Genomic DNA, 15,730 nt, shown 5'->3' with positions numbered 1-15,730 from the left:
TCCGCTGGCAGTGTCGAGTCCGCGGGCGGTGCAGACGGCGGTGTGGGTGGAAGGCGACGGCGGTCTGGCGTTCCACATCTATACCGAGACGGGCGACGGCGAGATCCAGGTGCATTGCCAGGGCCGGGCGACGCGGGTGGGTGCGGACGCGGCTGGCGGGACGATGGATGTGGCGGCGATCGGTGCGGCGTGTCCGCGGCCGATCGGCCATGCCGCGGTGTATGCGCGCTATGCGGCGCAGGGCATGGTCTACGGCCCAGCGTATCGCGGCCTGGCATCGATCCAGGCGGGCGACGGGCAGGCGTTGGGCCGGCTGGAACAGGAGGCGCGCGTCAACGCGGCGGGCTATTGGCTGTATCCGGGCCAGCTGGACGCGGCGCTGCAGACGGCGCAGGGCGTGACGGATGGCGCCGCCGACCGCCCGGTGCTGCCGTTTGCGCTGGAGAGCGTGACGGTGTGGGGGCGCAGTCCGGAACAGGGCTGGGCCTGGGTGCGCGTGCGGCCGGGTAGCGGTGCGCTGGCGGTACTGGACGTGGACCTGTGCGATGACGCGGGTCGGGTGCAGGTGCAACTGAGCGGGTTTACGGCGCGGGTGTTGGCCGAGCCGGTGATGGCCGCGGCGCCGGGCACGGCGGTGTCGGCAGCAGAAGCGGAAGTGACGCTGCAGCAGCCGCAGTGGGTGGCGGCGGAGGCGGGTGCGACCGCGGTGCAGGGAGCTGACGGCGCGGCAACGATGCAGCGATCTGGCCCTGTCGATGCGACAGCGGTGCACGGATCCGACAGTGCAGGTGTGGATTCGTCGGCCTCGACGGCGGCACGTCGTCAGGTACTGATCGTGGGTGCGACAGCGGCGCAGGCCGCGGCCGTGTCAGCAGAACTGGGCGCTACGGCGTGCGCTGCCGTGGCGCTGGATGGCGCCGCCACCGAAGCATTTGAAGCGCTGGCGCTGGCGGTGTTTGCAGCGGCGCAGGCGGCCGTGCGTGCGCGCGAAGCGGTGCGGCTGCAGGTCGTGCTGGCCGGTACCGCGGCACCTGCATTGGCGCTGGGCGTGGCGGGCTTGCTGCGCACGGTGCAGGAAGAACACGCGCAGGTCCGCGGTCAGGTGATCGAAGTGGCGTCGCGGGAACCGGCCGAGGTGGCCGCGGCGCTGCAGGATGCGGCGGCGCGCGACGCGGTGGAGTTGCGCTGGGCGGACGGTGCCGTGCAGCAGCGTGTCTTGCGCGATCTGCCGACTACCCCGGCTCTGCCGGCGGCAACGCCGTGGAAAACCGGCGGCGTGTATCTGATTACCGGCGGTGCCGGTGGCCTGGGCCGCTTGCTCGCGCAGGAAATCGCGCAGCAGGCCGAAGGCGTGACCCTGGTGCTGGCCGGCCGCTCGATGCTGGATGCGGCGGCACAGGCGGCGTTGAGCGCGGCGATTCCCGCGGCGACGGTGCGCTACCACGCGGTCGATGTCGGCGATGCGGCGGCCGTGCAGGCACTGGTGACCGCGGTGATCGCCGAACACGGCGCGCTGCACGGCGTGATCCACGCAGCCGGTGTGGTCAAGGACAGCTTCGTGCTGAAGAAGACCGCGGCGGAATGGCGCCAGGTACTGCGGCCCAAGGTCGCCGGTGTCGAAGCGCTGGACGCGGCGACGGCCCCGGTCGACCTGGATCTGTTCGTGGTGTTCTCGTCGCTGTCGGCGCTGGGCAATGCGGGCCAGGCCGACTACGCCGCGGCCAATGGTTACCTGGACGGCTTTGCGCAGCAGCGCCAGCAGCGCGTGGCGCGCGGTGAACGGCAGGGCCGTACGGTGTCGGTGAACTGGCCGTACTGGGCCGACGGCGGCATGCGCATCGATGCGGCGACGCAGACCTTGCTCAAAGACCGGCACGGTTCGCTGGCGCTGTCGACGGCCCAGGGTTGGGCGGCGCTGTACCAGGCGCTGGCCAGCGGTGCCGCGCAGGTGCTGGTGCGGGCGGCGGTGAAGGGCTGGCAGGGCGCTGCGGTACCTTCGGCACATGACAGTGCCAACGCGGTAAATGCGGCCAATGCGGTTAATGGTACTTATGGTGCCTATGCGCCGGATGCAGCCAACCGGGCTGCAGTGAAGAGCGCTGTAGCCGCATCCGCAGCGGCTACTTCCGCAGCGGCGTCCGCCCCGGTCTCGTCGGAAGCCACCCGCACCGCTTCCATCACCGACTGGACCCTGGGCCGCCTGTACGACGAAGTGGCGGCCCTGCTCAAAGTCTCGCGCAGCGATCTCGATGCCGATGCGGAGTTCAGCGAATACGGCTTCGATTCGATCAGCCTGACCGCCTTGGCCAACCGCCTCAACAGCGAGTTCGGCCTGAGCCTGATGCCGACGGTGTTCTTTGAACAGCCCAGCCTGCGCAGCCTGGCCCAGCACCTGGCCCGGATCGACGACGGGCGCTGGGCGCAGCGCTGGGTCGCGGCGCCGGATACTGCGGCAGCGGCAGGAACGGCCGTAGCCGAATCCGGCCCGGCAGCCACACCGGGCGTGCCGCAGGCCGCTTTTGAAAATTCGCAAATTTTGTCAACGAAGCTTGCCGCGCCGCGCCGCCGCGGCCGCTGGCTGCCGGGCGATGCCCCAGTATCTGCATCGGCCACTGGCGCATCGATAGCCGCGGCACCGGCCGCGGCGCAGCGCGAACCTGTCGCCATTGTCGGCATGAGCGGCCGCTTCCCGCAGGCGGACGATCTGGCGGCGTTCTGGCAGAACCTGATTTCCGGCCGCGACAGCATCGAAGAGATACCGGTTTCCCGCTGGGACTGGCGCGTCATCCATGGCGACTCCCAGACGGAAGCGAACCGCAGCCATTCCAAGTGGGGCGGTTTCATCGCAGGTGCGGACGAGTTCGACCCGCTGTTCTTCGGCATCTCGCCGCGCGAAGCGATGCTGATGGATCCGCAGCAGCGCCTGCTGCTGCAGCATGCCTGGGCAGCGATCGAAGATGCCGGCCATGCGCCGCGCAGCCTGTCCGGCTCGGATACCGGCGTGTTCATCGGTACCGGCAGCAGCGGCTATTGCGAGATCGCCGGGCGCAGCAGCGGCGTGATCGAGTCCTACAGTTCCACCGGCTCGGTGCCCTCGGTCGGTCCGAACCGGCTGAGCTATTTCCTGAACCTGCACGGTCCCAGCGAGCCGATAGAAACCGCCTGTTCGTCCGCCTTGGTCGCCGTGCATCGCGCGGTGCGTGCGATCCATGCAGGCGATTGCAGCATGGCCCTGGCGGGCGGCGTCAACACGCTGCCCACGCCGGTAGGCCATATCAGCTTCAGCAAGGCCGGCATGCTGAGCGAGGACGGCCGCTGCAAGACCTTCTCGGCGCAGGCCAACGGCTATGTGCGCGGCGAAGGTGTCGGCGTGCTGCTGCTCAAGCGGCTGAGCGCGGCGCAGGCCGACGGCGACCGTATCTACGCGGTGATCCGCGGCAGTGCGGAAAACCACGGCGGCCGCGCCAATTCGCTGACGGCGCCGAACCCCAAGGCCCAGGCGGACCTGCTGCGCCAGGCCTACCGCGAATCCGGCATCGACGTACGCACGGTGGGCTATATCGAAGCCCACGGCACGGGCACGCCGCTGGGCGATCCCATCGAGATCAATGCGCTCAAGAGTGCATTCCAGTCGCTGTATCTGGACAGCGGCAGCGCGGTAGTCGAGTCGGCGCACTGCGGGCTGGGCTCGGTCAAGACCAACATCGGCCATCTGGAAATGGCGGCCGGCGCGGCCGGCCTGATCAAGGTGCTGCTGCAGTTGCAGCACGGCCAGCTGGCGCCGAGTCTGCATTGTGCAGAAATAAATCCGTACATCGAACTGGACGGCACGCCGTTCCGGCTGGTGCGCGAGGCACAGCCCTGGCCGGTGCTGCATGATGCCCAGGGCCAGGCGCTGCCGCGGCGTGCCGGCGTCAGCTCGTTCGGCTTCGGCGGGGTGAACGCGCACGTGGTGCTGGAGGAATATCCGGCACCGCCGCACAACCCGCCGGCGGCCGGACCGCAGTCGGGCATTTTCGTGCTGTCGGCGCGCAGCGTGGAGCAATTGCAGCGGCAGGCGGAACAGCTGCTGCAGGCGCTGGCCGGCGGCGCATTCGGCGAGAACGATCTGGCGGATATCGCCTATACCTTGCAGGTCGGCCGCGACGCGATGGAGCACCGCCTGGCGCTGATCGCCGGTTCGCTGGCCGAGCTGCGCGCGAAGTTGGCGCGTGTGGTTGCCGGCGACGACGCGGTCGAAGGCCTGTACCGCGACGAGGCGCGGCGCAACAAGGAACTGATCTCGCTCTACAGCGGCGACGAGGATATCCAGTCGGCCATGCTGGGCTGGCTGCGCGGCGGACGCCAGACGCGGGCGCTGGAGCTGTGGGTCAAGGGCCAGAATATCGACTGGGCCGCGCTGTACACGGCGCAGCGGCCGCGCCGGATCAGCCTGCCCACCTATCCGTTTGCGCGCGAGCGCTTCTGGTTCACGCCGCAGGCGGCGCTTGGCGTGGCCGCGCCCAGCGCTTCGGTCGGCGTGCTGCATTCGCTGCTGCAGCGCAATACCTCGACCCTGAGCCGGCAGCGTTTCAGCTCCTGGTTCAGCGGCCAGGAAGGCTTCCTGCGCGATGACGGCCAGGGCGGCCGCGAGATTGCCGCACTGCTGCAGCTGGAAATCGTGCGCCTGGCGCTGCGCGAGGCGCTGCAGGACGAAGACGCGCTGGCCGAACAGCCGCTGCATCTGACCGGACTGGCCTGGCTGCGGCCGCTGAATCTCACCGGCGGCCGTCATGTCCACGTGGAACTGCTGTCGGCCGGCGATGCGATCGATGTCGTCATCGCCGGGGATGCGGGCGACGACGAGGAAGCGCCGCTGTACTGGCAGGGGCGTGCGCGCCTGCAGGCGCTGGGCCTGCGTCCGCTGCTGGATTTGCCGCGGCTGCGCAGCCAGAGCAGCGCGGCGCAGACCCAGACGCCCGACGGCATGCTGCAGCTGGCCCTGGGCCGTGACGGCAGCGGCATGGCGTTCGCGCTGGCCCAGCTGCGGCTCAACTGCGACGATTCCACGCTGCCGCTGGCCCTGCTGCCGGCCCTGCGCAGCATGGCGCTGGCGCTGTATCCGGAATTCGCCAGCGCGCCGCAGGTGCGGGCGATGGACAGTCTGGAGATTTTTGCGCCGTGTCCACAAAGCTGCATCGCCGTGCTGCGGCTGCGCTCGCACGAGCAGGGCGTGTGCCTGGACTTCGAACTGGCTTCCGACGACGGCGAAGTCTGCATACAGGGCCGCGGCGTGGTGCTCGGCGGCCCGCCGGTGCGCGCCGCGGTCGGTGCGGTCAGCCTGCTGCTCGCGCGGCAGCCGGATCCGCTGCCGCGGGACAGCGCGGCGGACTCCGCCGGCGGCTGCCTGCTCTGGTGCGGCTTCGCGGCCGACGACCAGCGCATGGCTGCCTTGCAGGAAATGCTGCCCGCCGTGGCTGTGGTGCGGCTGGGCGGCGGCGGCGATGATCGCGTCGCGCGCTATGCGGACTGCGCGGCACAGCTGCAGCGCTGGTGCGCGACGCAGCTGCGCAGCGGCGCTGCGCGCAGCGTGGTGCAGCTGGCCGTGCCGGCGGACGACAACGAAGACCTGGCCGGACTGTCCGCATTGCTGCAGACCGCCACGCGCGACCTGCCGGACCTGAGCTGCCAGCTGATCGCCGTGGCGCCGGCGCTGGGCGCGGTGGAACTGGCCGGTGTGCTGCGCGCCGCGCGCGCCAGTGCGAACGGCAGCGTGATCCGTGCCCTGCCGGGCGCTGCGCAGGTCGAACGCTGGCAGGAAGTGGCGACGGCGCTGCCGGCGCTGCGGCCGTGGAAGGAAAACGGCGTCTATCTGATTACCCTGGGCAGCGGCGATGCGGGCGCGCTGTTCGCGCGCGAAATCGCCGCGCAGACCAGCGCGGTGCAGTTGATACTGCTGGGCGCCGCCGATGGCGACCCGCTGCTGCGTCCGGCCAGCGGCACGGCCGCGGTCGAGTACCACGCGCTGGACCTGGGCGATGTTGCGGCCGTGGAAGCCGCCGTTGCGGCGGCGATCGCGCGCCACGGCCGTCTCGACGGCGTGATCCATACCCTGGCTTCGCGCGACATTGCGGCGGAGCAGGGCGGCAGCCCGCTGCGTCGCGGGCTGGCCGCGGCCCTGGCTGGGCTGGTCGCGCTCGACGCGGCCAGCGCGGCGCAGGCGCTGGACTTCTTCGTCGTGGTTTCCGCGCTGCCGGCTTTTGCCCAGGCGGGCACCGACGCCGATGCCGCAGCGAATGGTTTCGCCGAGCGATTCGTCGCCTGGCGCGTGCAGGAATGCGCCGAGGGCCGCCGCCACGGCCGCAGCGTGGCGCTGGCCTGGCCGTTCCTGGCCGGAGCAGATGCGGACGCCGAAGGCATCGCCGCGGCCAAGCTCGGCGCGGCCTGCGGCCTCAAGCCGCTGGACGCCGCCGCGGCGACGGCGAGCTTCTACCGCGCCCTGGCCAGCGGCTCCGATCTGCTGGTCGCCGTGCGCGGCCATGCCGCGCAACTGCGCCAGCAGCTCGGCGGCGGCGCCGAGCCCGTGCCCGCGGCGCCGATCGTGGTGGATGCGGACCAGCTGCGCGAACGGGTCGCCCACCAGCTCAAGCTCCTGCTGGCGCGTACCGCGGAACTCGCGCCCGAGCGCATCGCCGCGGACGAGCCGCTGGAAAGCTACGGCATCGATTCGCTGCTGATCATGCGCTTGAACGCCGAGTTCACGCCGATCTTCGGCGAAGTGTCCAAAACGCTGCTGTATGAATTCCACAGCCTGCAGGCGCTGGCCGAGTATTTTTCCAGCCAGCACGTGGCAGCCTGCCTGCGCTGGTGCGGACTGGAAGCGATCGCTCCGGCGGCGAATCTGGCGGCGCCTGCCGCTGCGGCCGCCGCGCCGCGCAGCCTGCCGGCGCGTCCGGCACGGCGCGGGACGCTGCAGGCGGCCGGCCGGCGCGAGCCCATCGCGATCATCGGCCTGTCCGGCCGGTATCCGCAGGCACCGGATCTGGATGCGTTCTGGGACAACCTTGCCCACGGCCGCGACAGCGTGGTCGAGATCCCGGCCGAGCGCTGGTCCGTGGACGCCTACTTCGCGGCCGACCGCGAAGTGGCCGTCGCCAGCGGCAAGTACTACGCCAAATGGGGCGGCTTCCTCGACGGCGTGGCGGAATTCGATCCGCTGTTCTTCGGCATCTCGCCGCGCGAGGCCTTCAGCATGGATCCGCAGGAACGTCTGTTCCTGCAGTGCGCCTGGTCCACGCTGGAAGACGCGGGCTATACGCGCGAACGCCTGGCCACGCGCCACGGCCGCCGCGTCGGCGTGTTCGCCGGCATCACCAAGACCGGTTTCGAGATGTACGGCGCGCAGGAATGGATGCCCGGCGAGATGGCGCTGCCGCAGACCTCGTTCGGCTCCATGGCGAACCGGGTTTCGTATCTGCTGAACCTGTCCGGCCCCAGCATGCCGGTCGACACCATGTGTTCGGCTTCGCTCACCGCTGTGCACGAAGCCTGCGAGCACATCTACCGCGGCGAATGTGAGCTGGCCCTGGCCGGCGGCGTGAATATCTATCTGCATCCGTCCAACTTCGTCGCGCTCAGCGCCATGCGCATGCTGTCCAACGCGGGCCGCTGCAAGAGCTTCGGCGAGGGCGGCGACGGCTTCGTGCCGGGCGAGGGCGTGGGTGCGGTGCTGCTCAAGCCGCTGGCGGCGGCGCTGCGCGACGGCGACAACATCCACGCGCTGATCCGCTCCACCAGCATCAATCACGGCGGCAAGACCAACGGCTATACCGTGCCCAATCCCGTGGCCCAGGCGGAATTGATCCGCGCCGCGCTGGACAAGGCCGGGCTCAGCGCGCGCCAGGTCAGCTATATCGAAGCCCACGGCACCGGCACCGTGCTCGGCGATCCGATCGAGATTGCGGGCCTGAGCCAGGCCTTCGCCGTCGATACCGACGAGCGCCAGTTCTGCGCAATCGGCTCGGTCAAGTCCAACATCGGCCACCTGGAGGCGGCGGCGGGTATCGCCGGCCTGACCAAGCTGGTGTTGCAGCTCAAGAACGGCCAGCTCGCGCCCAGCCTGCACGCCGAGGTGCTCAATCCCAACATCGATTTCAGCCGCACGCCGTTCGTGCTGCAGCGCGAGCTGGGCGAATGGCCGCGGCCGCGCGTGCACGGGCGCGAACAGCCGCGCATCGCCGGGGTTTCCTCCTTCGGCGCGGGCGGTTCCAACGCGCACGTACTGGTGGAGGAATACACGCCGCCGGCGCGCCTGCCGGCGCCGTCCGGCGCGGTGCTGATCGTACTGTCGGCGCGCAGCGAGGACCGTCTGCACATGCGCGTGCAGCAATTGCTGCACACGCTGCAGAATCCGCCGGCGCTGGCGGATCTTGCCTATACCTTGCAAGTCGGGCGCGAGGCCATGGACGAGCGCCTCGCCCTGGTCGCCGGCAGCGCCGCGGAAGCGGCGGAAAAGCTGGGCGTCTATCTGGCCGGCCGCGGCCAGGACGTGCCGGCGCTGTTCCGCGGCCAGGTGCGGCGCAACCGCGATGCGCTGGGCGTGTTCGAGGCGGACGAGGATTTGCGCTCGGCCATTTCCGGCTGGCTGCAGAAGGGCAAGCTGGCCAAGCTGGCGGAACTGTGGGTGCGCGGCCTGGCCGTGGACTGGGAGGCGATGCACGCCAACGCCGCGGTGATGCCGCGCCGTATCAGCCTGCCGACATATCCCTTCGCGCGCGATCGCTACTGGTTCGCGCGCACGGCGCTGCCGGCGCGGGCCGCCACCGCCGCCGCGCTGCACGCGCTGTTGCAGCGCAATGTCTCCACCTTGAGCGGACAGCGCTTCGCCTCGCATTTCGACGGCAGCGAAGCGTTCTTCGCCGAGGATCCGCTCGGCGGCCGCCAGCTGCCGGCGCTGCTGCAACTGGAGATCGCCCGCCTGGCCGTGCGCGAGGCACTGCAGGACGAAGCCGGCAGCGCCGCGCAGCCGCTGCGGCTGCGCGATGTGGCCTGGCAGCAGCCGGCGGCCGCCGGCGCCGAAGGGCTGGATCTGCAGGTGGAGCTGCATGCGGTCGATGCGGGCCGGATCGAAGTCGTCATCGCCGCGGCAGCGGCCGAAAGCGAAGCCGACAGCGTGTTCTGCAGCGGCGTAGCCGAACTGCTGGCAGGCGGCGTTCGTCCACATGTGGATCTCGTCGGACTGCGCCAGCAGGCGCGCCCGGCCGAGGCGGCGCAGCTGGCCGGCGTGCCCGGCGCGAGCCAGCTGATGCTGGGAGAAGGTACCGACGGACTGCCGTTCGCGCTGGCGCAGATCGATCTGCCGTCCGGCGACGGCCTGGTCCCGGCCGAGCTGCTGGCGCCGCTGCGCGCGCTCGCCCAATTGCTGGTGCCGGGCGCGGCGGCGCAGCCGGCGCAGCTGTCCGTGCTCGACATTCATGCGCCCTGTGCCGAGCACAGCGTACTGGTCGTGCGCGCCTGGTCCAGCGGTGGCCGGCTGGAGCTGGATTTCGACGTCACCGGCAGCGACGGCCTGGTGTTCCTGCGCGGCGAGGGTCTGGTGCTGGACGGCAGCCAGGCCGAGGCCGAAGCGGCGACGATGCTGCTGGCGCCGGAACTGGTCGCGCTCAAGCGCAGCGGCGCCGCGGCAGGCGCAGCGAACTGGCTGCTGTGGTGCGATTTCGGCACCGACGACCGGCGCGCGCCGGCGCTGCAGGCGGCCTTGCCGGAAACCGCGCTGACCCGGCTGGAAAGCCGCGCCAGCACCCGCGCGGCGCGCTATGCGGACTATGCCGCGCAGGTGCTGCGCTGGCTGCAGGGGCGCCTGGGCGAAGGCGTACCGGAGCAGTCCCTGTTGCAGCTGGCGATTCCCGCCGCGAACGAACAGGACCTGGCCGGACTCGCCGGCCTGCTGCGTTCGGCCACGCGGGAACAGCCGCGTCTGCGCACCCAACTGGTCATCGTGGCGCCGGCGCTGACGGTGGCCGAGCTGGGCGAGGTACTGAGCAACAGCCGCGCGGCGCCGGACGGCGCCGTGATTCATGCGCAGCACGGTTCGGTCCAGGTGGAAGCCTGGCGCGAATTGGCGCCGCCGCAGCCTGCCGCGCCGTGGAAGGACGGCGGGGTATACCTGATTACCGGCGGCGCCGGCGGGCTGGGCCTGCTGTTTGCGCGCGAGATCGCCGCGGGGACGCGCCGCAGCGTGCTGGTGCTGACCGGCCGTTCGCAGCTGGATGCCGCGCGCCGGGCCGAACTCGCCGCGGCCTGTGCCGGGGCGACGGTGGATTACCGCGCGGTCGATGTGACCGATGCGGCGGCGCTGGAGGCCTGCGTGCAGGACGTGCTGGCGCAGCACGGCCGCATCGACGGCGTGATTCATTCCGCCGGCACACTGCAGGACAGCTTCCTGCTGCGCAAGGATCCGGCCCAGTTCAACAGCGTGCTCGCGCCCAAGGTCGCCGGCCTGGTCGAGCTGGACCAGGCCACGGCCGGACTGGCGCTGGACTTCTTTGTCGCGTTCTCCTCGCTGGCCGCCGTCTACGGCAATGTGGGCCAGGGCGATTACGCCGCAGCCAATGGTTTCATGGACCGCTTCAGCGCCTGGCGCCAGCGCGAGGTTGCGCAGGGCCGGCGCTACGGTGTGAGCCTGTCGCTGAACTGGCCGCTGTGGGCCGAGGGCGGCATGCGCGTCGATCCGGCCGTGGCCGCGGCCATGCGCGACGGCTTCGGCCTGGAACCGCTGCCGGATGCGGCCGGCCTGGCCGCGTTCTACGCCGCGCTGGCCAGCGGCAGCGCGCAGGTGCTGGTGCTGCAAGGCCAGCCGCTGCGGCTGCGCCAGCGTCTGCTCGGCACGGCGCCGACACCGGCTGCCAAGCCGGTGCGTCCGCGCGCCGCCGCGGCCGCCGCGCCGGCGGCGGTGCAGAGCGCCGCGGTCGACGGCGGCCAGCTGACCGAACGGGTGGTGCACGAACTCAAGCTGCTGCTGGCCCGCACCGCCGGCCTGGCGCCGGACCAGGTCGCCGCGGACGAGCCGCTGGAAAGCTACGGCATCGATTCGCTGCTCATCATGCGCCTGAACAGCGAGTTCACACCGATATTCGGCGAAGTTTCCAAAACGCTGCTTTATGAATTCCAGAGCCTGCAGGCGCTGGCGGCGCATTTCGTCGCCGAGCATGGCGCGGCCTGCCTGCGCTGGTGCGGGCTGGACGCCGCGGTGCAGGCTGCGCCGGCCGCACCGGCCGCCGCCGGCATGCCGGTCGCGCGGCGCGAAGCGCTGCGGCCGCCGCGGCGGGCAGCGGCCGGGCAGCGCGAGCCTATCGCCGTCATCGGCTTGTCGGGGCGCTATCCGCAGGCGCCGGACCTGGCCGCGTTCTGGAACAACCTGAGTTCGGGCCGCGACAGCATCACCGAGATCCCGGCCGAGCGCTGGGCGGTCGACGCCCACTTCCTGCCCGATCGCGAGCAGGCTGCCGCGGCCGGCAAGTACTACGCGAAATGGGGCGGTTTCATCGACGGCGTGACCGAGTTCGATCCGCTGTTCTTCGGCATCTCGCCGCGCGAAGCCTTCGACATGGACCCGCAGGAGCGGCTGTTCATCGAATCCTGCTGGGCGACGCTGGAAGATGCGGGCTATACGCGCGAACGCCTGGCCACGCGCCACGGCCGCCGCGTCGGCGTGTTCGCCGGCATCACCAAGACCGGCTTCGAGCTGTACGGCCCGCCGCTGTGGGCCCAGGGCGAGGACGCGCATCCGCATACCTCGTTCAGCTCGGTCGCCAACCGTATCTCCTACCTGTTCAACCTGTCCGGCCCCAGCATGCCGGTGGACACCATGTGCTCGGCCTCGCTGACGGCGATCCACGAGGCCTGCGAGCACATCTACCGCGGCGAGTGCGAACTGGCCCTGGCCGGCGGCGTGAACCTGTACCTGCACCCGGCCAACTACGTCGCGCTGTGCGTGCCGCGCATGCTGTCCAGCGACGGCCGCTGCAAGAGTTTCGGCGACGGCGGCGACGGCTTCGTGCCAGGCGAGGGCGTGGGCACGCTGCTGCTCAAGCCCCTGGCCGCGGCGCGCGCCGACGGCGACGTGATCCATGCGCTGATCCGCTCCACCAGCATCAACCACGGCGGCAAGACCAACGGCTATACCGTGCCCAGCCCGCAGGCCCAGGCCGAACTGGTGCGCGCCGCGCTGGACAAGGCCGGCCTGAACGCACGCCAGATCGGCTACATCGAGGCCCACGGCACCGGCACCGTGCTCGGCGATCCCATCGAGATCGCCGGGCTGAGCCAGGCTTTCGCCGCCGATACCGACGAGCGCCAGTTCTGCGCAATAGGCTCGGTGAAATCCAATATCGGCCATCTGGAGGCCGCCGCCGGCATCGCCGGGGTGACCAAGCTGATCCTGCAATTCCGCCACGCCCAGCTCGCGCCCAGCCTGCATGCGCGCCGGCTCAATCCGAACATCGATTTCAGCCGCACGCCGTTCGTGGTGCAGCAGACGCTGTCGGCCTGGCCGCGGCCGGTCCGCGACGGCCGCGAGCAGCCGCGTCTCGCCGGCATTTCCTCCTTCGGCGCCGGCGGCTCCAACGCCCATGTGATCCTGGAGGAATACGTCGCGCCGACGCGGCCGCTGCCGCCGCCCGCGCCGGTGCTGATCGTGCTGTCGGCGCGCGACGAGGAACGCCTGCAGGGGCGCGTGCAGCAATTGCGCGAAACCTTGAAAACCGCGCCGGTCATGGCGGACCTGGCCTATACCCTGCAGGTGGGCCGCGAGGCGATGGAAGAACGCCTCGCCCTGATCGCGACGACGGCGGCGGAGGCGGCCGACAAGCTCGGCGCCTACCTCGCCGGACGCGGCGCCGAAGTGCCGGCGCTGTACCGCGGCCAGGTGCGCCGCAACAAGGATTCGCTGGGCGCGTTCGAGGCCGACGACGACCTGCGCATCGCGGTCGCGAGCTGGCTGAGCAAGGGCAAGCTGGGCAAGCTGGCCGAGTTCTGGGTCAAGGGCCTGGCGCTGGACTGGGACGCCCTGGCCGGCAGCGCCGCGCCGCAGCGCATCAGCCTGCCGACCTATCCGTTCGCGCGCGAGCGCTACTGGATCGACCTCGCCGACGCCGGCCAGCCGCGCACCACGGCGCGCAGCCCGGGCGCACCGCGCCTGCTGCATCCGCTGCTGCACGAGAACACCTCGGACTTGTCCGAGCAGCGCTTCAGTTCCAGCTTCGCCGGCGACGAATTCTTCTTCGCCGATCACGTCATCAACGGCCGCCGCGTGCTGCCCGGCGTGGCCTATCTGGAAATGGCCCGCGCCGCGGTGGAACGCTCCCTGGGCGAGGCGCGCCCGGGTTCGGTGTGCCTGAGCCAGGTGGTCTGGGTGCGGCCGCTGGCCGCGGCCAGCGGCGGCAACCGCGTGCATATCGCCCTGCAGCCGCTGGACAGCCAGCAGATCCGCTTTGAAGTGCGCAGCCAGCCGGCCGGCGGCGAGCGCATCGTCCACTGTCAGGGCATGGCGCTGGTCGGTGAAGCCGCAGGACCTATCCGCATCGATCTGGCCGGCGTCAAGGCGGACTGCGACACAGCCCTGCTCAGCGGCGAGGATTGCTACGCCCGCTATGCCGGCATGGGCATGCAGTACGGGCCGTCGCTGCGCGGCATCGAGCAGATCCATATCGGCCAGGGCCAGGTCTGGGCCGATCTGGCGCTGCCGCCCGAAGCGGCGGAAGACGGCTTCATGCTGCATCCCAGCCTGATGGATTCGGCGCTGCAGTCGGCTATAGGCCTGTCCTCGGGCGAGTCGCGCCCGGGCCAGGCGCTGCTGCCGTTCGCCCTGGAATCTGTTGAGATCTACGGCAGCTGCGTCAGTGTCTGCGGCGCCTGGATCCGCTTCAGCGCCGATGGCGTGGCCGGCGACAAGCTGCGCAAGTTCGACGTGGATCTGTGCGACATCGATGGCGACGTCATGGTGCGCCTGACCGGCCTGGCCGTGCGCGTGGCCAGCGACAGCGTCGCGGGTACCACCGGCATGGCCCTGCTCAAGCCGCAATGGCTGGCTGCGGCCGCCGCGCCCGTGCTGCCGGCAGCGGCGCAGCGCCTGGTGCTGTTGTGTGGTTTCGAGGCGGCCACGGCCCAGGCGGTGCAAGCCCAGCTAGGCGCGGGCATCTGCGGCGTGGTTGCGGCCGCGGCCGATGGCGAACTGGATTTCAGCGCCACGGCGGAAGTGGTACTGGGCCGGCTGCAGCAGCTGCTGCGCGGGCGGCCGACGGCGCGCGCGCTGTTGCAGGTGGCGATTGCGCGCGGCGAAGGCATCGAGGCCGGCCTGGCCGGCATGCTGCGTACGGCACAACTGGAAAATCCGCAGATCCACGGCCAATTGCTGCTGTTGCCGGGGCAGATCGAGCCGGCCCGCCTGGCCGCGCTGCTGGGCGAGGATGCCGCCGCAGCCGAGAGCGAAGTGCGCTACGTGGCCGAGCAGCGCCAGGTGCGCGGCTGGACTCCGCTGCAGGAAGCCGATGCCAGCGTGCGGCCGTGGAAATCCGGCGGCGTCTACCTCATCACCGGCGGCGCCGGCGGCCTGGGGCTGATCTTCGCGCGCGAAATCGCCCAGTACGCCGAGGACGTGCATCTGGTGCTGGCCGGCCGCTCGGAACTCAACGAAGCGCAGGAAGTCGCGCTGGCGGAACTGCGCGGCCTGGGCGCCGGCGTCGCCTACCGCCAGCTCGACGTCAGCGATGCCGCGGCGGTACGCGCCCTGGTACAGGAAATCGCGCAGGAGTGGGGCATGCTCAACGGCGTGATCCACGCCGCCGGCGTGCTGCGCGACAACTTCCTCGTGCGCAAGACCATGGACGAGGTGCGCACCGTGTTCGCGGCCAAGGTCGGCGGGCTGGTCGCGCTGGACGAAGCCACCGCCGACCTGGCGCTGGATTTCTTCATCGTGTTCTCGTCGCTGACCGGCGCGCTGGGCAATGTGGGCCAGGGCGACTACGCCGCGGCCAACGGCTTCATGGACGGCTATGTCAGCCAGCGCAATGCGCGCGTGCGCCGCGGCGAACGCCAGGGCCGCAGCCTGTCGATCAACTGGCCGTTCTGGGCCGAAGGCGGCATGAGCGTGGACGCGCAGACCCAGGCGCGCCTGCTGGAGCATTTCGGCCTGGCGCCGCTGGCGCGGGAAGCCGGTCTGCGCGCGTTCTACGCCGCGGTCGCCTCGGGCGAGGAACAGGTGCTGGTGCTGTCGGGCGCGGTGGATCCGCTGCTGCAGGCGCTGACGCGGCCGCGTCTGGCGCCGCCGGCGGCGTCCATACCGGCAGCGGCACCGGCGCCGGTGCGGATCGAGCGCGGCGAAGCCGGCGGCGTGGCGGCCGAGCGGGTCAGCCTGTATCTGAAGAAACTGCTGTCCGGCGTGCTCAAGCTGCCGGCGCAGCGCATCGACGCCGAAGCGCCGCTGGAGGCCTACGGCATCGACTCCATCATGGTCACCGACCTGACCAACCAGCTGGAGCGCCATTTCGGCCCGCTGTCCAAGACCCTGCTGTTCGAACACCAGACCATCCAGGCGCTGGCCGCGTATTTCCGCGAAGCCCATCCGCAGCGCCTGCAGGAATTGCTGGCCGTGCCCGAGCCGGTCCGGCCGGTCGCCGTGACCGCGGCGGCTGCGGCGGCGACGGCGCTGCCGGCGCCGGCCGCGCCGCGCCGCTTTGCCGCCGCGGCCGCGCCG

1 protein-coding gene is annotated in these 15,730 nt (G+C 71.0%); it reads left to right on the top strand.

Annotation, left to right across the window (positions count from 1 at the left end; translation table 11 throughout):
• Nucleotides 1-15,730, top strand: a 15,730-nt coding sequence (locus NM961_RS23350; protein WP_255916838.1) for an SDR family NAD(P)-dependent oxidoreductase, incomplete at both ends; no start/stop codon positions are given.

This window comes from Tahibacter harae, from assembly GCF_024437735.1.
GTDB classification, from domain to species: domain Bacteria; phylum Pseudomonadota; class Gammaproteobacteria; order Xanthomonadales; family Rhodanobacteraceae; genus Tahibacter; species Tahibacter harae.
Note: the sequence above shows the minus strand (reverse complement) of the source record. Positions and strands in the feature narration are given on the sequence as shown.